The 23,748-nt window shown below is 67.7% G+C and carries 17 protein-coding genes; 3 read left to right on the forward strand and 14 right to left on the reverse strand.

The features are described from left to right. Positions 1–502: 502 nt before the first annotated feature. The 12 genes from tyrS to argC all read right to left on the reverse strand — a co-directional run bounded on the left by tyrS (position 503) and on the right by argC (position 13,925). Positions 503–1,810: a tyrosine--tRNA ligase gene (tyrS, locus tag AC5RV3_RS14525; protein ID WP_494122750.1), complete on the reverse strand. Its 1,308-nt coding sequence runs from the start codon at positions 1,808–1,810 to the stop codon at positions 503–505. Positions 1,811–1,823: 13 nt separating this feature from the next. Then, entirely contained in the window at positions 1,824–4,082 is a 2,259-nt protein-coding gene (locus AC5RV3_RS14530) for a HelD family protein (RefSeq protein WP_494122751.1), read from the reverse strand. Positions 4,083–4,207: 125 nt separating this feature from the next. Beyond that, positions 4,208–4,714 carry an adenine phosphoribosyltransferase gene (locus tag AC5RV3_RS14535; RefSeq protein WP_493977814.1) on the reverse strand — a complete coding sequence of 169 codons (507 nt, stop codon included), beginning with the start codon at positions 4,712–4,714 and terminating at the stop codon, positions 4,208–4,210. Positions 4,715–4,756: 42 nt separating this feature from the next. Further along, on the reverse strand, positions 4,757–5,386 hold the full coding sequence (locus tag AC5RV3_RS14540; RefSeq protein ID WP_494113294.1) for a DNA-3-methyladenine glycosylase: 630 nt from the start codon (positions 5,384–5,386) through the stop codon (positions 4,757–4,759). Continuing rightward, a complete protein-coding gene (locus tag AC5RV3_RS14545) occupies positions 5,386–6,375 on the reverse strand; it encodes an SRPBCC domain-containing protein (RefSeq protein ID WP_494122752.1) in 990 nt (329 codons plus the stop codon). The genes AC5RV3_RS14540 and AC5RV3_RS14545 overlap by 1 nt, the downstream gene beginning before the upstream one ends. Before the next feature lie 103 nt (positions 6,376–6,478). After that, positions 6,479–8,008: an argininosuccinate lyase gene (gene argH, locus AC5RV3_RS14550; RefSeq protein WP_494122753.1), complete on the reverse strand. Its 1,530-nt coding sequence runs from the start codon at positions 8,006–8,008 to the stop codon at positions 6,479–6,481. A 50-nt stretch (positions 8,009–8,058) separates the two neighbouring features. Beyond that, positions 8,059–8,574 carry an arginine repressor gene (locus AC5RV3_RS14555; protein WP_493988252.1) on the reverse strand — a complete coding sequence of 172 codons (516 nt, stop codon included), beginning with the start codon at positions 8,572–8,574 and terminating at the stop codon, positions 8,059–8,061. Between the two features lie 5 nt (positions 8,575–8,579). After that, the gene (gene argF, locus AC5RV3_RS14560; RefSeq protein WP_494122754.1) at positions 8,580–9,539 is read right to left on the reverse strand and encodes an ornithine carbamoyltransferase; all 960 of its coding nucleotides are present in this window, start codon (positions 9,537–9,539) and stop codon (positions 8,580–8,582) included. After that, complete coding sequence (locus AC5RV3_RS14565; RefSeq protein ID WP_494122755.1) at positions 9,536–10,831, reverse strand: acetylornithine transaminase; 1,296 nt, start codon at positions 10,829–10,831, stop codon at positions 9,536–9,538. The genes argF and AC5RV3_RS14565 overlap by 4 nt, the downstream gene beginning before the upstream one ends. After that, entirely contained in the window at positions 10,828–11,736 is a 909-nt protein-coding gene (gene argB / locus AC5RV3_RS14570; protein ID WP_494122756.1) for an acetylglutamate kinase, read from the reverse strand. The genes AC5RV3_RS14565 and argB overlap by 4 nt, the downstream gene beginning before the upstream one ends. Before the next feature lie 9 nt (positions 11,737–11,745). Further along, positions 11,746–12,897 carry a bifunctional glutamate N-acetyltransferase/amino-acid acetyltransferase ArgJ gene (gene argJ / locus AC5RV3_RS14575; RefSeq protein WP_494113299.1) on the reverse strand — a complete coding sequence of 384 codons (1,152 nt, stop codon included), beginning with the start codon at positions 12,895–12,897 and terminating at the stop codon, positions 11,746–11,748. Beyond that, on the reverse strand, positions 12,894–13,925 hold the full coding sequence (argC, locus tag AC5RV3_RS14580) for an N-acetyl-gamma-glutamyl-phosphate reductase (protein ID WP_494122757.1): 1,032 nt from the start codon (positions 13,923–13,925) through the stop codon (positions 12,894–12,896). The genes argJ and argC overlap by 4 nt, the downstream gene beginning before the upstream one ends. A 181-nt stretch (positions 13,926–14,106) precedes the next feature. Between argC and AC5RV3_RS14585 the strand changes: the two genes are divergently transcribed. The 3 genes from AC5RV3_RS14585 to AC5RV3_RS14595 all read left to right on the forward strand — a co-directional run bounded on the left by AC5RV3_RS14585 (position 14,107) and on the right by AC5RV3_RS14595 (position 20,445). Continuing rightward, positions 14,107–15,072 (forward strand): quinone oxidoreductase family protein, encoded by a 966-nt coding sequence (locus tag AC5RV3_RS14585; protein WP_494113301.1) that lies wholly within the window; start codon positions 14,107–14,109, stop codon positions 15,070–15,072. 94 nt (positions 15,073–15,166) lie between these two features. Beyond that, complete coding sequence (locus tag AC5RV3_RS14590; protein ID WP_494122758.1) at positions 15,167–19,063, forward strand: Pls/PosA family non-ribosomal peptide synthetase; 3,897 nt, start codon at positions 15,167–15,169, stop codon at positions 19,061–19,063. Then, entirely contained in the window at positions 19,060–20,445 is a 1,386-nt protein-coding gene (locus tag AC5RV3_RS14595) for a M1 family metallopeptidase (RefSeq protein ID WP_494122759.1), read from the forward strand. The genes AC5RV3_RS14590 and AC5RV3_RS14595 overlap by 4 nt, the downstream gene beginning before the upstream one ends. Here AC5RV3_RS14595 and AC5RV3_RS14600 read toward each other — a convergent pair. Further along, entirely contained in the window at positions 20,411–21,121 is a 711-nt protein-coding gene (locus tag AC5RV3_RS14600; protein ID WP_494113302.1) for a 4'-phosphopantetheinyl transferase family protein, read from the reverse strand. The two genes, AC5RV3_RS14595 and AC5RV3_RS14600, sit on opposite strands and share 35 nt — an antisense overlap. Before the next feature lie 83 nt (positions 21,122–21,204). After that, positions 21,205–23,748 carry a phenylalanine--tRNA ligase subunit beta gene (gene pheT / locus AC5RV3_RS14605; RefSeq protein ID WP_494122760.1) on the reverse strand — a complete coding sequence of 848 codons (2,544 nt, stop codon included), beginning with the start codon at positions 23,746–23,748 and terminating at the stop codon, positions 21,205–21,207.

Here is a 23,748-nt window from a genome sequence, read left to right on the forward strand (position 1 = left end):
ACACACCACAGGGGCGGCACGCCACGGCACTTTCAACCAATAAATAATTGGTATCAACAAACTTGGCACACTATTGAGTTCTCAAACAACAGGAGCAAACGAATACTTTGCATAAGAATCTCTTCCGAAAATCTTTTTGTTTTTCTTCGTTGCGATGTTTCTACTTTATTCCATCCCTTTTCTTTCTGTCAAATCCGCGTTTCCGCTTCATTTACCTAAAGAAAAGGCACGAACCCATCAGAAAAACCCAGCCAATTTGCCTGCGCACTCGGGCGCATGACAATCGCTGTCATTTTATCGAAGGGGCTTGCCGCGTTTCCTGCCGGCTGTTTCACAACCAGCGGCGGCGACTCAGAAAACATTACACGGCGCCGGCGCGGCCCGCAAATCGCCGGCGGGTGACGCCCGCCACCGATGCCGAAGGGCCCGCGGCCTCCCCTCAACACGGGAGACTGCGGGCCCTTCGGCGCGGCCGGGGCTGGCGTTTCGAACGCCGGCGAGATCAGGCAGACACTTCGACCATGGCGAGCGTGCGCTTCCCGCGGCGCATCAACAGGTATTTGCCGTGCAGGAACTCTTCACTGCCGACCGCGGCGTCCGGATCGGTGATCTTTTGGTTGTTAACATAGGCGCCGCCCTCGGCGACGGTCCGTCGCGCCGCGGAATTGCTGGCGGCCAGACCGGACCGGACCAACAGGTCGATGATGCCGGTGGTATCGGCATCGGTGACTGCGCTGGGCAGCTCGGCAGTGGCAGCGATAAGAGTCGCCTCGTCCAGCGCGGCCAGGTCACCCTGCCCGAACAGGGCCGAGGAAGCGGCGATAACCTTGTCGGTCGCTGCCGGGCCGTGCACAATCGATGTCACGTCATAGGCCAAGGCACGCTGTGCCTCACGGGCATGCGGGCGTTCGGCTACGGCGCGCTCAAGCTCTTCGATTTCTTCGCGGGAGCGGAAGGTAAAGACCTTGAGCCGCTGGACGACGTCCGCGTCGGCGGTGTTGAGCCAGAACTGGTACATGGCGTAGGGGCTGCACATGTCAGCATCCAGCCAGATGGCGTTGCCCTCGCTCTTACCGAACTTGGTTCCGTCCGAGTTCGTGATCAGCGGCGTGCCGATGGCGTGAACGGACTGGCCTTCCACCTTGCGGATCAGCTCGATGCCGCTGGTGAGGTTTCCCCACTGATCCGACCCGCCGGTCTGCAGGATGCAGCCGTACTGCCGGTACAGCTCCAGGTAGTCCATGCCTTGCAGGATCTGGTAGCTGAATTCCGCGTAGCTGATCCCCTCCTCTGAGTTCAACCGGGACGCGACGATGTCCTTCTTAACCATCGTCCCGACGCGGAAGTGCTTTCCGATGTCGCGCAGGAAGTCCAGCACACTCATCGGGGCTGTCCAGTCCAGGTTGTTGACCATGCGCGCGGGGTTCGCACCTTCGAAGTCCAGGAAACGCTGCACCTGTCCCTTCAGGCGGTCCACCCATTCGGCGACGGTTTCCTTGGTGTTCATGGTGCGCTCGGCGGTGGGCCGAGGATCGCCGACCAGTCCGGTGGAACCGCCCACAAGGCCCAGCGGCCTGTGCCCTGCCAGCTGCAGCCGGCGCATGGTCAGCAGCTGGACCAGGTTGCCCAGGTGGAGGCTTGGGGCGGTGGGGTCGAAGCCGCAGTAATACGTGATCGGGTCCCCCGCCAGCAGCTTCTCCAGTTCGGCTTCGTCGGTCGACACATGGATAAGGCCGCGCCACTTCAGTTCCTGCCAAACGTTGGCAAAACCAGGGTCGTTGCGTTGGGAAGCGAGAAACGTATTAGTCACGGATACCAAATTATCAGCCTTCAATGCCCTCGGGGACGTCGCCTTCGGCCAGCAGCCGGAGCCGCTGGGTCGGACGGGTCATGGCGACATAGAGATCCCCGACGCGGCCGCCGACACGGTGCAAAAGCTCGGCCGGCTCAAGCACTACGACGGAATCGAACTCCAGGCCCTTTGCCTCCTGCGGGCCAAGTACGCTGATGTCCTGTTCCATCCCCCCGGCACCCCCGCCCACGCGTGCCCCGTAGGCTGCGGTCAGCGCATCCCGGACTTCCGGCAGGCGGTGGTCGGAGGCAATGACAGCCAACAGGCCGCCGTCGGCAGCAGCAAGCTCCTCGGGCATGACCTCCAGAAGCCGTTCGGCCATGCGGCCCTCCGGCACCCGGTCCACGACCGGTGACCAGCGGCCGTCCCGCACCGCCTTCGGAGCCGACACGACCAGGCCCGCAGCGTTGGCCATCCGGACGGCCGCCTGCGCAATCTGGGAAGGAGTGCGGTAGTTCACGGTCAGTTCTTCAAGCTGCCAACGGTCGCCGGCGAACGGCTCGAGTGCCTGTTGCCACGATTCCGCACCGGCAGCCGAACTCGTCTGGGCGATATCGCCGACGACGGTGAACGACTTGAGCGGACAGCGGCGCATCAGCAGTCGCCACTGCATGGCCGACAACTCCTGCGCCTCATCAACCACGATGTGGCCGAAGGCCCAGGTGCGGTCGACGGCGGCCCGTTCGGCAGCCGTGAAGCGGGTCTGCTGCGCCTGGTTGTAACCGGCCAGGTCCTCGGCGCTGACCACGCCGTCGATCCCGATGTCACGCAGCATCTGGTCGACGTTCCGCAGCGACTGTTCGGCATTGGCGACGTCGCGGGCCCGCTCCGCATCCCGCTGGGCCTTGTCACGCCCGCCCGAGGCATCCATGTCGCCAAGCAGCTCCGCGGCTTCATCGAGTAGCGGCACGTCGGCTTCCGTCCACGGCGCGTCCGCGGGGCGCAGCAGCAGATTGCGTTCGGCTTCCGTCAGGTCGGGGGCGGCTGCCTCGAGGTGGGCCGGCTTGCTGAGCAGTTCTCCGATCAGCTTCTCCGGAGTCAGCGGCATCCACGCCAGGTTCAGCGCCACCCTCACATCGCGTGAAGTGCGCACGTCTTCGACAAGGTAGGCGCGATCGGCGTTGTTGCCCGGTCCGGACGATTTCTCCAGTGCCTCACCCAACTGGTCCGCCAGTTCGCGCAGCAGGATCTTCACGAACGTCACCCGGGCGGCGTTGTGTGGTTTGCCGGTCGCCCGTGCCCGGTCGCGTGCCCGTGCCACTTGGCGCGGTGTCAGGGTCAGCATGGTCCCTTCGACGTTGAGCTTGCGCGGTTCCGCCGGAAGTCTCTGGCGGTTGGCTACAGCGTTGGCGACCACGTCGGCCATGGCCAGGCGGCCCTTGATCTCGGCCACGGCGGGGTTGCTCTCGGACACGGCCCGGATCCCGGGCATGAGGCCGCCCAGGGTGGACATCACCACGCCGGTCTCGCCCAGCGAGGGAAGCACACGCTCGATGTACTTCATGAACGAGTTCGACGGTCCCACCAGCAGCACGCCGGCGGACTTCAGCCGTTCGCGGTGCGAATACAGCAGGTACGCCGCCCGGTGCAGGGCGACGGCGGTCTTGCCCGTTCCGGGACCGCCCTGGACCACGAGGATCCCTGACATCGGGGCCCTGATGATGCGGTCCTGTTCGGCCTGGATGGTGCCGACGATGTCGGACATGGCTCCGGTGCGCTTCGAATTCAACGCCGCCAACAGGGCGCCTTCGCCCTGCAGGGTGCCGCCCTCGGCGAGCATGGTCGGATCCAGCACGTCGTCTTCGATGCCCTTGACCTGGTGCCCCTGCAAAATCAGATGGCGGCGCCGCCGAACACCCAGCCGTTCGAAGGCCGTCGCCTGGTAGAACGCCCCGGCTTCCGGCGCCCGCCAGTCGACCATCAGCTGCTGCAGATCTGCTGTGCTGAGTCCGATTCGTCCGATGTAGCGACGGTCGCCGTCGTCCAGATCGAGTCGGCCGAACACCAACCGGTCATCCACGGCGTTCAGTTGCGCCAGCCGGTCCTCGTACATCGTTGCGAACGCGTCACGCTCGGAAATGTTCTGCATGCTTCCCACCGCACCGCTGCTGCGGACGCGGGCCAACTGTTCCTGTTTTTCGGCGCGCAGTTCTTCCAGCCGGCGGTACAGCCCGGCCACGTAGGCGCGCTCAATTTCAAGCTCGGCATGGGCCGAAGGCGATTCAGGCATACGAGTTTTCCCTCCCCAAAAGGCAGACCGTCCATTCTACTACCGGCGCGGTAAATTTTCTTCCGCCAGGAGGACCCTGGGCGGGTGGGCACGTGCCCTTTCGCCAAGGGCGCATAAGGGGGCGGCTATTCACGCACCAGCGAGCGGATGCGGTGTCCGGTCAGGGCGGACCTGCCCCGCAGGGCCGAGAGTTCGAGGACCACGCCGAATCCGGCAACTTGCACCCCGGCCCGTTCGAAAAGACGGCAGGCCGCACCGAGGGTCCCGCCGGTGGCCAGCACATCGTCCAGAATCAGCACGCGCGAACCCGGCACCAGTTCGTCGGCATGGATTTCCAGCGTGGCCGTGCCGTACTCCAGCGCGTAATCTTCGGAGATCGTCCTGCGCGGCAGTTTGCCTTTCTTGCGCACGGTGATGACTCCGGTGCCGGAGGCGTACGCGGCCGCGGCCGACAGCAGGAAACCGCGGGCCTCGACGCCGGCGACGGCGTCGAACTGGCCCTCGAACGGGTCGATCAAGGCGTGCACCAAGGCGTGCAGCGCCTCGCCGTCGGCAAATACAGGAGTCAGGTCCCGGAAGATGATCCCTGGCTTCGGATAGTCCCGGACCGTTTCCGAAAGACGGTTGACCATGGATTCAACTGATTCGCGGGGACGTTCATTCACCCGTCTACCCTACCCGCTGCCGGCGCGCCTCCGCGGCTTCGCGGCCCGGTACTGCGAGACCGTCGGGTCCCCTTCGAGCCAGAAACGCCACGGGTAGGCGGCGGTACCGCCCTCGCCGCTGACGCCCACCCGCGGCCCGGTCCGCACATGCTGATGGGACGCCCGGACCGCCGGTCGTGCCAATTCCAGTTCCCCCTCGGTGAAGGCCCTGCCGTTGTCCTCCAGCGTCAGCCCCAGCGCAGTGGCCAGCCGGGCCGGCCCCCGCGCCAATTCCGCGTCGTTCTTGGCCGAGGCACGCCGGCTTCTGGCAAGGTCAAGGCCTTGCGTGATCTCACCGGCGCGGAGCAAGGCTCCGGTGGCCTGGCCATCGTGGCCACACACGATATTCACGCAATGGTGCATGCCGTAGGTGAAGTAGACATAGATGTGGCCCGGCGGGCCGAACATCGCCTTGTTGCGGTTCGTGGGGCCGCGGAAGCCATGCGATCCCGGGTCGTGCTCGCCCATGTAGGCCTCTACCTCGGTAAGCCGGACGGCTACTGTTCCCTCAGGCGTGGTGTGTGTCAGCCGGGCGCCGAGCAGCCCCGGAGCAACGTCCACGGCGGACCGGCCGAGCCAGTGAAGTAAGGCTGCGTCCACTAGGCCGGCTGCACCCGCTGGTAGAAGCGCGTCAAGGCTTCGAGCCGGTGGGCCGAATCATGCACATGACCGCCGCCAAGCACCGTGGCGAGGGCATCCAGCCGCGCATGCCAGCGGGCCATCAGGCTTTCGGGCGAAATCTCCCGCCCTACGTTGTGCACCAGCAGCAAGCGGGTCTTGCCGTCGGCCGGTTCCAGCATCCAGTGCACGGTCCCGGTGCCCTCCGGAGCGGTCCAGGTGTAGTCGAGCCGGCTGTCGGCGAGCACATACTCCACGTCCCCGTTAACCGTGCGTTCCGGCAGGTTGAATTCGACGGCGCCGCCGGCCTGCAGCTCCACGCGACCGGGACCCAGCCACCTGCCGAGCAGATCCGGCTCCGTCAGGGCCGCCCAGACCTGGGTTTGGGCGGCATCGAGCAACCGATCGAAGCGCAGGCTGGTGCGTCCGGAATCCTTTTCGGCGGTGCCCATCGAATGCGAGAGCTGGTACTGGCGGGAATAGGCTTCCCGCAGCCGCGTCCATCGGTCGGGCTCTGGATCCGGTGGCCGCCCGGCCGCGACAGCGCCGAGCGCGTCCAGGATTGTTTGCCAGCCCGCGCTGCCTTCGGTGAGGAAGTCCGGCCCCTCGGCGCGGGATCGGAACTGCAGCAGGGTCCCGCCGTCGCTCTCCAGCACCCGCCATTCGATGACCGATTCCTGCCCCAACTCGTCCTCCCAGCTGATCTGCAGGCTGAGCGGCGGATTCAGCTGCAAGACCGTGCCGCTGGTGACGCCTCCGCCCAGGTCCAGCTCGTAGGTATGGCCCAGCTGCCAGTCGGCGTCAAGCGTGCCGAGCCATTTAGCGACGTTGTCCTTTTCCGCCAGGAGGCTCCAGATGTAGCTGCGCGGGTAGTCGAGCTGTCGGTCGAAGGCCAGGACGTAGTCGCCGTCAACCCGCTCGATCCGTCCCTCCGGCACCAGCTTTTCCTCGTCCTGGCTCAGCGTCGACATGCCTGCTCCCTCGGCTCAGTGGCTCTTGACCCGTCGCTTCACAAACTACCGCAGCACCATTTGCTACCGGCCGGTAACTTACCCGGGCCGGCGTGCGGCGGGTTCAGGGGCGGCCGCCGGCGGCGTAGCGGCGCGCGCTTTCCAGCCCTGTTTCAAGCGCCGCGATCTGGGCGGCCACGGCGGTCGGCGCGGTGCCGCCCTGCGAGCTGCGGCTGGCCAGCGAACCTTCAACCGTGAGCACTTCGCGCACCTGCGGAGTCAGGTCCGGGGAAATCGCGGCGAATTCCTCGTCCGTCAGGTCCCAGAGTTCCACTTTGCGACTTTCGGCCTGTTTGACGGCGGCACCGGAAAGTTCGTGTGCCTCCCGGAACGGAATGCCTTGCCGGACCAGCCATTCGGCGATGTCGGTGGCCAGCGCGAAACCCTGCGGGGCCAGCGCTTCCAGCCGCTCGGTGTTGAAGACCAGGGTTTCGATCATGCCGGCGACGGCGGGCAGCAGTAGCTCCAGGGTGTCGGCCGCGTCGAAGACCGGTTCCTTGTCTTCCTGCAGATCCCGGTTGTAGGCCAGCGGCAGGCCCTTGAGGGTGGCCAAGAGCCCGGTCAGGTCGCCGATCAGCCGGCCGGCCTTTCCGCGGGCCAATTCCGCGACGTCCGGGTTCTTCTTCTGCGGCATGATCGAGGAGCCCGTGGAGTAGGCGTCGTCCAGGGTCACGAAGGAGAATTCCTTGGTGGCCCAAAGGATGACTTCTTCCGATATCCGGGACAGGTCCACCCCGATCATGGCTGCCACCCAGCTGAATTCGGCAAAGACGTCCCGCGAGGCGGTGCCGTCGATCGAGTTCCAGGCCGCGGATTCAAAGCCGAGGTCCGCCGCGACGGCGTTGGGGTCCAGGCCGAGCGAGGATCCGGCCAGGGCCCCGGAGCCGTAGGGAGAGACGGCGGCCCGCTTGTCCCAGTCCGCCAGCCGCTGGACGTCCCGCAGCAGCGCCCAGGCGTGGGCCAGCAGATGATGGGACAGCAGCACCGGCTGCGCGTGCTGGAGGTGCGTGCGGCCGGGCATGGCAACATCCGGATAGCGGCGGGCCTGGCTGAGCAGCGCGTCAATGGTCGCCAGCACTCCCCCCGCGATGATCCGCGCGTGGTCGCGCAGGTACATCCGGCCCAAGGTGGCAATCTGGTCGTTGCGGGACCGGCCGGCCCGAAGTTTGCCGCCCAGCTGCGCGCCGGCCCGTTCGATCAGCCCGCGCTCGAGGGAGCCGTGCACGTCTTCGTCCGACTCGGCCGCCACATACGCGCCCGACCGCACGTCGTCGTCGAGCTGGTCCAGGGCTGCGAGCATGCCTTGCAGCTCGGCGTCGTCCAACAGCCCGGCCTTGTGCAGCACCTTGGCGTGGGCGCGGGAACCTGCGATGTCGTACTGTGCCAGGCGCCAGTCGAAATGCGTGGACTTGCTCAGCGCGGCCAGGGCATCGGCCGGGCCACCGGCGAAGCGGCCGCCCCAGAGGGCGCCCTCGTTGGTGTGCCCTGCTCCGGTGCTCTTCGGTTCCTGCGTCACGTTATATCTTCCCTTTCCGCCAGGTTGCCCTGGTGACGGTTCCGCACCCTGCCGTGCCGGCCGGCGGAGATGGCTCATGCGCCGGCTTCCGCGCCGGCTGCCGCAGCTGCTGCGACTAGGTTATTGGTTCAGGCGTTGCGCGAGGATTCGTCGGCGAACTGCAGGAACCGCGCGGCGAGCGCCGCTCCGCCGGCCGGGTCCCGTGTCACCAGCAGGACGGTGTCGTCGCCCGCGATCGTGCCCAGAACCGACGGCATGACCGAGTGATCGATGGCCAGCGCCAGGAAGTTGGCGGCCCCCGGCGGTGTCCGCAGGACCACCAGGTTTGCCGAGGCCTCGGCGGTGACCAGCAGGTCGGCACAAAGCCGGGCCAGCCGGGCGTCCAGGATCTCCTGGGTCACGCCGCTCTGCGGTGCGCGTTCCCCGCCCTCGCTGGGCACCGCATAGATCAGCCCGCCGTCCTGGCCGCGCACCCGTACCGCGCCCAGTTCCACCAGGTCGCGCGAGAGCGTGGCCTGGGTGACCTGGACCCCCTCGTCCGCCAGCCGTGCGGCCAGTTCCGCCTGCGAGCGCACCGACTCGCCGGTGAGGATCGCGGTGATCTTGGCCTGGCGGGCGGTCTTGGTGGCCGGCATCGTGTTCATCGCCGTCAGCTCCCGGCCAAGGGGGCCAGCGACGACTTGTCCATCAGCCATGCCATGAGCGCCTTCTGGGCGTGCAGCCGGTTCTCCGCCTCGTCCCACACCACCGACTGGGGGCCGTCGATCACCTCGGCGGCGATCTCGTAGCCGCGGTAGGCGGGCAGGCAGTGGAGCACGACGGCGTCGTCGGCTGCCAGCTTCAGGGCCGCCTGGTCCACGGCGTAGTCCTTGAACAGTTCCAGCCGCTCCGCCTTCTCGTCCTCCTGCCCCATCGAGACCCACGTGTCCGTGGCGACGACGTCGGCCTCCGCCAGCGCCTGCGCAGGATCCGTAGTGATCTGTACCGATCCGCCGGTTTCGGCGGCGCGCGCTTCGGCTTCGGCCACGACCGAGGCGTCCGGGAGGTGTCCGGCGGGTCCGGCGATCCGCACGTGCATCCCGGCTGTCGCGCCCGCGAGCAGGTACGAGTTGGCCATGTTGTTTGCGGCATCGCCCAGGTAGGCCATGGTGAGGCCGGCCAGCTTGCCTTTGTGTTCCTGGACCGTCAGCAGGTCAGCCAGCAGCTGGCAGGGGTGATAGTCGTCGGAGAGCGAGTTGATGACCGGCACACGGGATAGCGCCGCCATCTCCTCCAGCCCGGCATGGGCGTAGGTCCGCCAGACGACCGTGGAGACCATCCGTTCCATCACCTTGATGGTGTCGGAGACGGACTCTTTGTGTCCCAGCTGCGATTCGCCGGGGTTGATGACCAGCGGCACGCCGCCCAGGTCCGCGATTCCGGCGGCGAAGGACACCCGGGTGCGCGTGGAGGTCTTGTCGAAGATCACGGCAACGGTCTTGCGGCCGGCCCCGTCTCCGGCGTACGGCTGGTAGCGGTAGGGAAACTGCTTCATCTCAGCGGCAAGCTGCAGCACTTCCGCCTGCTCGGCCGGGCTGAGGTCGGTGTCCTTCAGGAAGTGGCGGGTCATGTTGCGTCCTTGCTGGTTGCGGCGGCCCGGGCAGCCGCGGTGGTCAGGATGTCCGGCAGCGCGGCGGTGAACCGGGCGGCCTCTTCGGCGGTCAGGATCAGCGGCGGAGCCAGCCGCAGCGTGCGCGGACCGGGGTTGTTGATGATGAAGCCGACCTCCAGCGCGGCAGCCACCGCGGCAGCGGCGATGTCGGCATCCAGGTCGATGCCGATCAGCAAGCCCTCGCCGCGGACCTCGACGACGTGTTCAGTGCCGGCCAGGTCCGCGCGCAGCCGCTCCCCGAGCCCGGTCACATGAGCCAGCAGCCCGCGCGACTCGATGGCCTGCAGCGTCGCCAGGCCGGCCGCCGTCGCCACCGGGTTGCCGCCGAACGTGGTGCCGTGCTGGCCCGCCGTCAGGAGCTCCGAAGTTGTTGCGCCGAAGGTGATCAACGCGCCGACCGGCAGCCCGCTGCCCAGGCCCTTGGCCAGGGTGATGGTGTCCGGGAGGATCTGCTCGCCGCCAGCCACTGCGCCCTGGAACGCGAACCAGTTGCCGGTGCGGCCGACGCCGGTCTGCACCTCATCCAGAATCAGCAGCGCGCCCGCGGCCTCGGTGGCTTCCCGGGCCGCCTTCAGATAGCCCTGAGGCAGCGGCCGGACGCCCACCTCCCCCTGGATCGGTTCCAGCACGACGGCGGCCACGGACTCGTCGACGGCGGCGCGGAGGGCGTCCTCGTCACCGAAGGGCAGGTGGACCACACCGCCGGGCAGCGGTTCGAACGGTTCGCGGTAGGACTGCTTGGCCGTCAGCGCCAGGGCCCCCATGGTCCGGCCGTGGAAGGCCCCCTCGAGGGCAAGGATCTTGGTCCGGGTGGGGCTGGAGTTCCGCCGGGCCAGCTTGAACGCCGCCTCGTTGGCTTCGGTGCCGGAGTTGGCGAAGAACACCTTGGAACCGGCCGGAGCGGCGGCGAGCTGCAGCAGCCGCTCCGCCAGCGCAATCTGTGCCGGGCTGGTGAAGAAGTTCGAGACATGGCCGAGGGTGGACAGCTGGGCGGCCACGACCCCGGTCAGGAACTCGTCCGCATGCCCCAGCGCGTTCACCGCAATTCCGCCGAGCAGGTCGAGGTATTCCCTGCCGTCCGCGTCCCAGACGGTGCAGCCCTTGCCCCGGACCAGGACGCACTGCGGGGTTCCGAAGACCCCCATCAGCGACTGGCGGTACTTCTCCAACAGCTGCTGGTTGTCCAGGCCTTCCAGTCCTTCCAGCCCGGCGAGGCCGGCAGCCGGGGAAACGGTGTGTGCGGTGTTCATGCTGCGTCTCCGTCCGGAACGACCTGGGTGCCGATGCCGGCTGCGGTAAAGATTTCCAGCAGGATGGAGTGCGGCATCCTGCCATCGACGACGGCGGCCCGTTCCACTCCCCCGTCGACCGCCTTTAAACAGGCTTCCATCTTGGGAATCATGCCGGACTGCAGCCGCGGCAGCAGCTCGCGCAGCTCCCCCGCCGTCAGCGACGATATCAAGGAGGACTTGTCCGGCCAGTTGGCGTACAGCCCCTCGACGTCGGTGAGGATGACCAGCCGCGAGGCGTGCAGAGCGTCCGCCACCGCGGCGGCCGCGGTATCGGCGTTGACGTTGAGCACCTGGTTGGTGCCTTCGCCGTCGCCGCCAATTTCCGGTGCCACGGTGGAGATCACCGGGATGCGTCCGGCGTCGAGCAAATCCAGGATGGCGGACGGATTGACGCCCACCACTTCGCCGACCAAGCCCAGGTCCACGTCTTCGCCGTCCACCACGGTGCCGGTGCGCACCGCCTGCAGCAGCCCGCCGTCTTCACCGGAGAGGCCGACGGCGTAAGGCCCGTGCGAATTGATCAGGCCCACCAGTTCCCGGCCGACCTGCCCGGTGAGCACCATGCGCACCACGTCCATGGCTTCGGGAGTGGTTACCCGCAAGCCGCCTTTGAACTCGGACTCGATGCCCAGCCGGGAGAGCATGGCGTTGATTTGCGGGCCGCCCCCGTGGACGACCACCGGCTTGATCCCGGCGTGGTGGAGGAAGACGATGTCTTCGGCGAACGCCTGCCGCAGGTCGTCGTTGACCATGGCGTTGCCGCCGTACTTGATCACCATGGTGGTTCCGGCGAACCGCTGGATCCACGGCAGGGCCTCGATCAGCGTGGCGGCCTTGTCCTGGGCCATCAGCATTGTGTTCATCGTCGGTCCTCAGCTGGAGTAGGCGGAATTCTCATGCACGTACTCGTGCGTGAGGTCATTGGTCCAGATGGTTGCGGTTTCGCTGCCGGCATTCAAGTCGATCACCACGGCCACGTCGCGGCCGTTCAGGTCCACCAGGTCGCGCGGTTCACCCACCCCGCCGTTTCGGCAGACCTGCACGCCGTTCATGCTGACGTTGAGCTGGTCCGGCTCAAAGGCGGCGTCGGTCGTGCCCACCGCGGACAGCACCCGGCCCCAGTTCGGATCCTTGCCGAAAATGGCGGTCTTGAACAAATTGGAGCGGGCCACGGCGCGGCTCACGGTTTCCGCATCCCGCTCGGAAGCCGCGTTGATGGTCGTGACCGCGATGTCGTGGCTGGCGCCCTCGGCATCGGTGATCAGCTGCCGGGCCAGGTCCGCGCAGACGCCGGTCAGCGCAGCCGTGAAGTCTTCCAGCGCGGGAACGGCCCCGGAGGCGCCCGAAGCCAGCAGCACCACGGTGTCGTTGGTGGACATACAGCCGTCGGAATCGGTCCGGTCGAAAGTCAACCGCGTGGCCTCGCGCAGCGCCGCCTGCAGCGCTGGCGGTGCCAGTTCGGCATCCGTGGTGATGACCACCAGCATGGTGGCCAGGCCCGGGGCGAGCATGCCGGCGCCCTTGGCCATGCCACCGATGCTGTACCCGCCGCCGGTGAACAGGGCCTGCTTGGAAACGGAATCGGTGGTCATGATGGCTTCGGCCGCGTCGGCGCCGCCGTCGTAGGACAAGGCCGCTGCCGCCGCTTCGACTCCCGGCAGCAGCTTGTCCATCGGCAGCTGCTCCCCGATCAGCCCGGTGGAGCACACCACCACGTCGCCCGATGAAATTCCGAGCAGGTCGGCCGTTTTCTCGGCGGTGGCATGGGTGTTCTGGAAGCCCTCGGCCCCGGTGCAGGCGTTGGCGCCGCCGGAGTTGAGCACGACCGCGTCCGCCCGGCCGTCGCCGACGACCTGCCGTGACCAGTGCACCGGTGCGGCCGCCACGCGGTTGGACGTGAAGACGGCCGCCGCCGCCCGCTGCGGTCCGTCGTTGACCACCAGCGCGACATCGGGCTTGCCGGAGGCTTTCAGGCCGGCGGTGGCACCGGCGGCGCGGAATCCCTTGGGTGCGGTAACGCTCACGGTGCGATCCCCTGGTGGGTCAGGCCGGCGGTCTCATCGAGGCCGAGGGCGATGTTCATGGACTGGATGGCGCCGCCGCCGGTTCCCTTGGTGAGGTTGTCGATGGCGCAGGTGACGACGGCGCGGCCCGCGTGCTCGTCGAAGGCCAACTGCAGGACGGCGTGGTTGCTGCCCTGCACTGACTTGGTATTCGGCCACTGGCCCTCGGGCAGCAGGTGCACAAAGGGCTCGTCCGCGTAGGCGGATTCCCAGGCGCGGCGCAATGCCTGGGCATCCGTACCGGGCTTGACGCGCGCGGTGGCCGTGGTCAGGATGCCGCGGCTCATCGGCGCCAGGGTCGGAGTAAACGAGATCGTGACCGCCTCGCCGGCGGCCGCCGAGAGCCCCTGCTCGATTTCCGGAGTGTGCCGGTGGCCTCCGCCAACCCCGTACGGGCTCATGCCGCCCATGACTTCCGAACCGATCAGGTGCACCTTGGCGGACTTGCCGGCCCCGGAGGTGCCTGAGGCGGCGACAATCACCACGTCGCCGGGCTCCAGCAGCCCGGCCGCAAAGCCCGGGGTCAGCGCCAGCAGCGAGCTGGTCGGATAGCAGCCCGGGACGGCGATCCGGCGGGCGCCCCGCAGCTTCTCCCGGTGGCCGGGAAGTTCGGGAAGGCCATAGGGCCAACTGCCGGCGTGGGCGGTGCCGTAGAACTTCTCCCAGGACACCGGGTCGACCAGCCGGTGGTCCGCGCCGGCATCCACCACCAGCGTGTCTGCCGTCAGCGCGGCGGCGATTTCCGCGCTGGCACCATGCGGCAGGGCCAGGAACACCACGTCGTGCCCGGCCAGGTTCTCGGCGGTTGTGTCGACCAGGACTTTGTCCGCCAGCGAATGCAGGTGCGGCTGCAGTTCCCCCAACCGCGAGCCGGCATTGCTGTGCGCGGTAATGGCTCCGATGGAGACCTCGGGATGGTTCGCCAGCAGGCGGAGGACCTCGCCGCCCGCGTAACCGCTGGCACCGGACACTGCAACCTTGATTGTCATGGCATCCAGCATACAGCAAAAGTATGCACGAGACAGGATATTTATGCAGAAACGCAGCCGCCGGAGGGGCTGGTTGGACGCGGCACGGCAGCGCCTACGATTGGTTTCAGAGCCGGCCGGCCCCCCGTGGCCGATTCCTGCCGGCACCGACTGCCCCGAGTACGTTTTAAGGAGACCCTACATGGCCAAGGCAATCGTGGCCGCCGCGCCCGGCGGTCCGGAAGTACTGCAACTGCGCGAGGTCGACACCCCGCAGCCCGGCCCGGGCCAACTGCTGGTGAAAGTGGCCGCGGCCGGTGTGAACTTCGTCGAGACCTATGAGCGCAGCGGCGTCTACAACGTCCCGTTTCCCTACACGCCCGGCTCCGAAGCGGCCGGCACGGTCGAAGCCGTCGGCGCCGGCGTCGACGGGTTCGCCCCCGGCGACCGCGTCGCCTTCGCCGAAGGCGACCGCACCTACGCGGAGTACACCGTCGTCTCCGCCGAGGCCGCGCTCCCGGTGCCGGAGGGCGTGGCCGACGATGTGGCGGCCGCCATCCCGCTGCAGGGCATGACGGCGCATTACCTCATCAACTCCAGCTTCAGGGTCCAGCCCGGCCAGACGGTACTCACCCATGCGGGTGCCGGCGGCGTAGGCCTGATCCTGACACAGTTGCTCAAAGCCAAGGGCGCCCGGGTGATCACCACGGTGTCCACCGACGAAAAGGAAGAACTGGCCCGCAGTGCGGGGGCGGATGAAGTTCTCCGCTACGACGATTTTGCCCGGAAGGTGCACCAACTGACCGCCGGGACGGGGGTGGACGTGGTGTACGACGGTGTCGGCAAGGCCACCTTCGACGGTTCGCTGGCCAGCCTGCGTACCCGCGGCATGCTCGTGCTCTTCGGCGGCGCGTCGGGCCAGGTGCCGCCGTTCGACCTGCAGCGGCTCAACCACGCCGGATCGCTGTTCGTCACCCGCCCCAAGCTGGCCGACCATCTGCTGACGCCACAGGAACGGCGCTGGCGCTCCAGCGAATTGTTCGACGCCGTCCTGTCCGGCCGCCTGGACATCCGGATCGGCCGAAAATATTCCCTGGCCGAAGCAGCGCAGGCACACGAGGACCTGCAGGCCCGCCGCACCACGGGAAAGCTGCTGCTGGCCCCGTAAGAACGACACCCGCGGCCGGTTGCCAGTAATGCTTGACAGGGGGTGATCTTGCCCGCACCGGCTCACTGGCGGCCGGGGAATTCATGCTCCGTTCATGTTGCACGGAAAGAATCCACCGGTGATTGCTTACCAGCCGCAGCTGACGAGTGCGGAACGAACGCCTGCTCCCCGCACGCTGATCGATGTGCTGACCGCGACCGCCGAAGCCTTCGCCGACGCGCCAGCGCTCGACGACGGCAAGCGGTCACTAAGCTATGCCCAACTTCGGGAAGCGGTGCGGCTCAAAGCGGACCAGCTGCATTTGGCTGGCCTGGGCGCCGGACACAAGGTCGGGATCAGAATCTCGTCCGGCACCACCGAACTCTACGTCTGCATTCTTGCCGTACTCGCCATCGGGGCAGCTTACGTTCCAGTAGATGCCGACGACCCCCAGGAACGCGCGGACTTGATCTTCGGCGAGGCCAAAGTCGCCGGCATCCTGACCGACGGTACTGTGAGCACCGCTCCGGGCCTCACCGCGCCCTTCCCCGCACGTCGTTCGCCGACCCTGGACGATGACGCCTGGGTGATCTTCACTTCCGGCTCAACCGGAACTCCCAAGGGCGTGGCAGTGACGCACCGTTCGGCCGCCGCTTTTGTCGACGCCGAGGCCCGGTTGTTCCTCCAGCCGGAGCCGCTGGGGCCGCAGGACCGGGTCCTGGCGGGATTGTCAGTTGCGTTCGATGCATCCTGCGAAGAGATGTGGCTGGCCTGGCGGCACGGCGCCTGCCTCGTACCGGCGCCGCGTGCCTTGGTGCGCAGCGGCATGGACCTGGGGCCTTGGCTGCTCAGCCGCAACATCACCGCCGTGTCAACAGTCCCGACCCTTGCCGCGCTGTGGCCAGCCGAAGCCCTGGAGAACGTCCGTCTGCTAATTTTCGGCGGTGAAGCCTGCCCGCCCGAGCTGGCGCAGCGACTCGCGGTTCCGGACCGGGAAGTCTGGAACACCTACGGCCCGACGGAAGCGACGGTGGTGGCGTGTGCCGCCCCGCTGAGGGGCAACGGGCCGGTGCGGATCGGTTTGCCGCTGGACGGGTGGGACCTCGCCGTGGTCGACGAGGCGGGTATACCGGTGGCACCGGGCGGCACCGGAGAACTTATTATTGGTGGCGTCGGCCTGGCCCGCTACCTGGATCCGGCCAAGGACGCTGAGAAATATGCCCCGATGCCCACCCTGGGATGGCCGCGGGCGTACCGCAGCGGCGACTTGGTGACATACGAGCCCGAAGGCCTGCTGTTTGTTGGCCGGGCCGATGAGCAGGTCAAGCTGGGCGGGCGCCGCATTGAACTGGGCGAGGTCGACGCCGCCCTGCAGGCTCTACCCGGTGTGGCCGGCGGCGCCGCCGCCGTCAAAACCACGGCTGCCGGCAATCAACTGCTGGTTGGCTATCTTGCTGCCGGCGCCGATTATGATCTGGAAGTCGCCCGCCGCCAGTTGGTTGGACAACTGCCGGAATCGTTGGTTCCGTTGCTCACCCTCGTGGACACACTGCCCACGAAGACCAGCGGCAAAGTGGACCGCAATGCGTTGCCCTGGCCTCTGCCCGGCGCCACGGACGGCATAGGGTCCGGAACAGTCGAACTGGAGCCGGATGCCGAGTGGATCGCCGAGCAGTGGGCGGCCGTGCTGGGCTCAGAGATCGCAAGCCTCGATGCCGATTTCTTCGCCCTCGGCGGCGGCTCCCTGGCCGCGGCGCAGCTCGTTTCCCGCTTGCGCTCCCGTTACCCGACGATCGCAGTGGCAGAAATCTATGCCCACCCGCGGTTCGGCGCCTTGCTCGAGGCCGCACGGACCTCCATACCGGAGGGCATCCGAGCGCAGCCGCGAGAGCGTTTTGTGCGCCGCACGCGGCGCAGAACGCAAGTTTTCCAGACGCTCATGGGCATCCCGCTGATGGTCTTGGCCGGCATGCGCTGGCTAACGTACCTGATGATCCTGACCAACGTGCTGTCCGCCTTGGCCCTCTTCACGGCAGCGCCAGCGCTGTCTTGGTGGTGGGTCGCGGCCAGCTGGGCTGTGTTCGTCTCCCCGCCCGGAAGGATGACGATCGCGGTGCTGGCGGCACGGCTGCTGCTGAGGGACGTCCGGCCGGGCAGCTATCCTCGCTCCGGGCGCGTGCATTTGCGCCTGTGGCTGGCCGAACAAATCGCGGACACCGCTTCGGCTGTCTCCTTGGCCAGCGCACCTTTGGTTCCCTACTATGCCCGCGCTCTGGGAGCCCGCATCGCTCCGGATGCAACCCTGCACTCCGTACCGCCGGTGACCGGCTGGCTCACGGTGGGCGCAGGAGCTTCGGTTGAACCCGAAGTGGATCTGTCCGGCTGGTGGATCGACGGCGACCGAGTGCATATAGGCGCCGTGCACATCGGCTCGGGGGCGGTTGTCGGCGCGCGCAGCACGTTGATGCCCGGCGCGCGGATCGGTGACGGGGCAGCCGTCGCTCCCGGCTCCGCTGTCACGGGACGGGTCAAGGCCGGAACGAGCGTCTCCGGGTCCCCGGCCCAGCGCACCGGCAGGGCCAAGCCCAGATGGCCCGAACCGCCGACCGCTTCGACGCCGATGTGGAGTATCTTGACGCTGCTGGCTTCCGCGGTAATTGCACTGATCCCGTTTGCGGGAGCGGGGGCGGCTATCGCCGTCGTTCTGCCGCTGCTGTCCGGGCAACCGAGTCTGGTCAACGCCTTCTTCCCGCTGCTGGCTGCGGTACCAGCCGCCGCGCTGGTGTGGTTCCTGACCAACATGCTGCTGACCGTAGCGGCCGTACGGCTGCTCTCGCTGGGCATTACAGAGGGATACCACCGGGTGCGCAGCTTTGTGGGCTGGCGCGTCTGGGCCGTGGAACGCATCCTCGACATGGCCCGCGACATCCTTTTTCCGATTTACGCCAGCCTGTTCACCCCTGTGTGGCTTCGCCTGCTGGGCGCCAAGGTGGGCCGGGATGTGGAGGCCTCCACGGTGCTGCTTCTGCCCAAAATGACCACCATAGGATCCGGGGCCTTCCTGGCCGATGACACAATGGTCGCCTCCTACGAACTCGGGGGCGGGTGGATGAAGATCGCCCCGGCAAAGATTGGCAAGCGCTCCTTCCTGGGCAACTCCGGCATGACGGCTCCCGGACGCCGGGTGCCGAAAAACGCGCTGGTCGCCGTGCTCTCGGCCACTCCTGCCAAAGCCAAAGCAGGGTCCTCCTGGCTGGGGAGTCCGCCGGTGCGCCTGCGCCGCACCGCAGTTGCAGCCGACGTCAGCCGAACCTTCGCACCACCGGTCCGGCTGAGGGTGGCGCGGAGTTTGTGGGAGCTGGGCAGGTTTGTGCCAGTAGCCGTGACGGGCGCGCTCGCCCTGTGCGTGCTGGCCGCCTTCGACCTGCTGGCAGCGTCCTTCGGCTACTTTGCGGCGGCGCTGCTCGGCGGGGTCGTCTTGATGGCGGCCGGGGCAGCGGCGGCCGGCAGTTCCGTGCTCGCGAAATGGCTGCTGGTGGGGCGGATCAAGCCCGGTGAACATCCCCTGTGGAGTTCCTTCGTGTGGCGCAACGAAGTCGTCGACACCTTCGTCGAGATGGTCAGCGCCCCATGGTTCGGGCGCAGCGCCTCCGGAACCCCGGCACTGGTCTGGTGGCTGCGCTGCCTCGGCGCCAAGATCGGCCACGGTGTGTGGTGCGAAAGCTACTGGCTGCCCGAAGCGGATCTGGTCACGCTTGGCGACGGCTCCACCGTCAACCGCGGATGTGTCGTGCAAACGCATTTGTTCCACGACCGCGTCATGAACATTGATACCGTGAAGCTGGCAGCCGGTGCCACAATGGGTCCGCATGGAGTCATCCTGCCGGCGGCCTCCCTCGCCGAGGGAGCCACCGTGGGCCCGGCTTCGCTGGTCATGCGGGGAGAAACTGTCCCCGCAGCCAGCTACTGGATGGGCAACCCCGTACGACCCTGGACATCCAACGCCTCATGACTGCCTCTTCGCATCCCACCCACGCGGCTCGGTCCGGCCCGTTTCCCGTCCTGCCGGATCGTTACACGCCCGGCAGCGGCAGTGCCGCGTACCGGGTGGACCACTATGACCTTGAGCTCGAGTGCAGGCTCGGAGCCAACCGCCTGTCGGGACGTGCCGTGCTGTCCGGGAAGACACTGACGGCCCTCGACCGGCTGGAACTCGATTTGGTGGGACTGGCGGCGGCGAAGGTCAGCGTCAACGGCCAGCGGCCCGCCAAGAGCACCCAGCGCGAAGGCAAGTTGCTGCTGGCCTTGAACGAATGGTTACCCGCCGGGGCGTCTCTGAGCATAGAGATCCGCTACGGCGGAACCCCGCGGCCGCGCCTGTCCGTTTGGGGCGAGGTGGGCTGGGAGGAACTGACGGACGGCGTGATGGTCGCAGGGCAGCCCAACGGAGCGCCGACGTGGTTCCCGTGCAATGACCATCCCAGTCACAAGTCCAGCTACCGGATCAGTTTCACCACGGATGCCGGCTACCGTGCGGTTGCCAATGGCACGCTGGTGTCGCATGCGAAGAAGGCCAGCCGGGAAACGTGGGAATACCGCATGCCCGATCCGATGGCCACGTATCTGGCAACGATCCAAGTGGGCCGGTACCGACTGCTCGAACTCGTCCCCCCGGCCTCCAAGCCGGGCACCCCCAGCGACACCGTGCCCCAGTTTGCCGCGGTTCCCCCGGCCCTGCTTGAACCAACCGGCACTGCCCTGGCAGACCAGGAACACATGATGGAAGTGTTTGTGCGTCGTTTTGGCCCCTACCCGTTCGGTCAGTACACCGTGGTCGTGGCCGACGACGACCTTGAGATACCGCTCGAGGCGCAATCCCTGTCCATTATCGGACGCAACCATCTGGATACCGGATGGGAGTCGCAACGGCTGATCGCGCACGAACTCTCGCATCAATGGTTCGGAAATTCGCTGACGGCGGCTCGGTGGCAGGACATCTGGCTCCACGAAGGATTTGCCTGCTACGCGGAGTGGATCTGGTCCGAGGAGTCCGGTTCCGCAACCGCTGGAGAACGGGCCGAGGCCGCCTGGGTCCGGCTCTCCGGGCTGCCGCAGGACATTGTCATTGGCGACCCGGGGCCGGAGCAGATGTTCGACGACCGTGTCTATAAGCGAGGCGCCCTGGCCCTGCACGCCCTCCGTCAGGCAGCGGGCGACGCAACGTTCTTCCGCATCCTGCGCCGGTGGTGTGCCGGCAACACCCACGGCTCGGTGGATACGCCGGCGTTCCTGGCTCTGGTGGATGAGGAAACCACGGCGGGCGGGCGAAGGGCGGAGCTACTGCTGTCACCCTGGCTGTTCAGCCGTGGACTGCCACAGTTTCCCGGTAAGTGATTTTCGGGTCGGCCGACCCGCCCACCGCCAGTGCCGCGGCGAGACCGGGCGGCACGTCCCCGCCGGCATCCGCCAGCGTGAGGTCCAGCAGTTGCAGCCCGGGACGGTCTCCTGCTTCCCCGGGCCAGCCGGACAGCTCGGGTTCACCGTCCGCACCGGCGACGCCGATCGTATCCGGCGGCAGCCGCAGGCCATGGCCGGTCGACTTCAGCACGGCCTCTTTCCTGGTCCACAGCCGGGCCCGCAGCAGGCGGGGGTCGGCTGCCTGTTCCACCAGGGTCCGCTCCGATTCGGTGAGCATGACGGCATCGATGTTGTCCTCCGGCCGGAAAGCGTCCGCCCAGGCGTCTTCGATGTCGACTCCGAGCAGCACCGGCCGGAAGGACAGCGCGGCCAGCAGCCAGCGGCCCGAGCGGGCGTAGCTCAGGCGGGCGGGCGCCGGAGCACCGTCGAGCAGCAGTTGCGGCTGGCCATGCCGGCCGTCGTTGCCCCGCGGGCATTGGCGGCAGTCGAACGCGAGCCGCATCCGGTCGGCGTCGACGTTGAGTTCCTGCGCCGCCAGCAGGCGGACGGCTTCACGGGTGCGCGCGCGGATGCTGGGACGCCGGTCCGGCTCGCTGGCGGCCGGGAACCCGTTTTGCAGCTGCACCAGCTGCAGTATCACCTGGGCCTTCATGCGTTCCTTTTCCCTTTCCCCCACGACGGCGGGGCCCACCTGCGTCGGTGGGCCCCGCCGTCGTCATTCATGGCAGTAACCGGTTACCGCTGAACGGCACCGCAGCGGTCGGCGGCCAGTTCCACGGCCTGCGCCCGCGCCGCGGAGGCCTCGTCGGCGGTCAGCGTGCGGTCATCCGCCCGGAACCTCAGCCCGAAGGCCAGCGATTTCTTCCCGTGTTCGATCCCGGTGCCCGAATAAACGTCGAACAGGGCTACATCTTCGAGCAGTTCGCCAGCGCCTTCCCGCAGCGCCTCGCGGACCGCCTCGGCCGGAACCGAGGAATCGACGACCAGCGCCACGTCCTGGGTGGACACGGGGTAGGTGGACAGGTGCTTGGCCACGATCACGTCCGCGGCGGCCTCAAACAGCGCCTCCCCGTCCAGCTCCATGGCGGCGGTCCGCGCCGGCAGGTCCCAATCCTGGAGCAGCTTCGGATGCAGCTCGCCGGCATAGCCGACCACCTCGCCGGTGCGCAGCGACAACTGCGCGGTGCGGCCGGGGTGGAAGGCCTGGTGCTGTCCCTGGGCGACGACCAGTTCAATGCCGAGGACGTCGCCGACAGCCAGTGCGGCGTCCAGTGCGTCCGACCATTCCCAGCGGCGGGGTGCGAACCCTGCGCCCGGGGCCGCCTCGTGCCCGATCAGGACCGCGGCCACGTGCCAGGGCTGGTCGGGGATCCCGGCCTGCAGTTCCTCGAGCACCTCGTCCGATGGCTTGGCGCCCAGCGGGGGCAGGATCGAGGACCCGGTCTTGTCGCCGGGCAGGAACACCAGGCCGCCTTCGTACAACGCCAGGTCCCGGAAGCCGCGGGAATGGTTGCGGCGTGCGGTCTCCAGCAGCCCCGGCAGCAGGCTTCGGCGCAAGTACCCGAATTCGGCGGAGATCGGATTCGCCAGCTTGACGGCGGCGACCGTGGACCCGGCCACGGGAGTTCCGAAGGTTTCGTTCTGCCCGATGGACACGAACGGGTAGCTGAGCACCTCGGTCAGGCCGGCGTCGGCCAGCGACTGCAGCACGCGGCGTCGCTGCTGCTGGCCACGGGTCAGGCCACGGCCGGGCGGCGCCACCGGCAGGGTGGCCGGAATCCGGTCGTAGCCCATCAACCGGGCGATTTCCTCGACCAGGTCCTCCTTGATGGCCAGGTCGGGACGCCAGCTGGGCGCCGTGACACGCAGGCCGCCGTCGTACGCTTCGATGGAAGCGCCGACGCCGTTCAGGGCGGATTCGATCTGCTCGGCGGTGTACTCGAAGCCGATGAGGCGGGAGGCGAAACCGTCGGGCAGGTCGATCTCGACCGGCGCCGGACGTGCCCCGGCATCCGTGGCGGTGGTGTCGGCGGTGCCGCCGGCGAGTTCGATCAGCAGGTCCACGGCACGCTGAGCTGCCTCATCCGCGATTTCCCAGTCCACCCCGCGCTCGTTGCGCTTGGACGCCTCCGACGGCAGCTTGTGCCGGCGGCGGGTGCGGCCCATGGAGACGTCGTCGAAGTGGGCGGACTCAATCAGCACATTGGCTGTTCCGTCCCCGACCTCGGTTTCGGCACCGCCCATCACGCCGGCCAGGCCGATGGGGCCGCGGTCATCGGTGATCAGCAGGTCCTCGGTGGAGAGCCGGCGCTCCTTGCCGTCCAGCGTCACCAGGGTCTCGCCCGGATTGGCCCGGCGCACCACGATGGGGCCCTGAAGCTTGTCCGCGTCGTAGAAATGCAGCGGCTGGCCCAGTTCCAGCATCACGTAGTTGGAGATGTCCACGACCAGCGAGATGGAGCGCATGCCGGCCAGGCGCAGCCGGGAGGCCATCCACTGGGGCGTAGGCCGCGACGGGTCGACGCCGCGGACCGTGCGCGCCACGAAGCGGTCGCAGCCGGGCTTGCCGTAGACCGGAGCCTGGTCTTCGAGCCGGACGGGGTGTCCCTCTCCGGTTGCTTCGGAGACATCGACCCGGCTGGCCGGGTCGGTGAATTCGGTGCCGGTGGCGAGCGCGTATTCGCGGGCCACGCCACGAATGGAGAAGCAGTAGCCGCGGTCCGGCGTCACGTTGATCTCGGCCGCCTCGTCAGTCAGGCCGAGCAGTTCCATCGCGTCGGTGCCGATTTCGGGGTCGAGGCCCAGCCGGGAGAGCACGATGATGCCGTCGTGGTCGTCGCCGATGCCCAGCTCCCGGGCGGAGGCGATCATGCCGGCGGAAGTGTGCCCGTAGGTTTTGCGCGGGGTGATCCGGAAATCCCCCGGCAGCACGGCGCCGGGCAGCGTCACCACGACCTTGTCGCCAACCTCGAAATTGTGGGCCCCGCAGACGATGCCCTGCACGCCGGACGGGTCGATGCCGTCGCCGGCGAGCGGCTGTCCGGTGCCTTCGGGTGCCACACGGACCTGGCACCAGTTGATGGTCTTGCCGTTTGACTGCGGCTCCTTGACCAGGTCGAGGACCTGGCCCACCACGATCGGCCCGGAGATCGAATCGGACGGACGGTGGACGTCCTCTTCTTCGAGCCCGACCTTGACGAGTTCGGCCATGACGTCCTCGGCGGTGGCGTCTGCGGGAACCTGCGCGTACTCGCGCAGCCAGGAAAGGGGAATACGCAT

It is taken from the genome of Arthrobacter sp. Y3221114, from assembly GCF_059092625.1.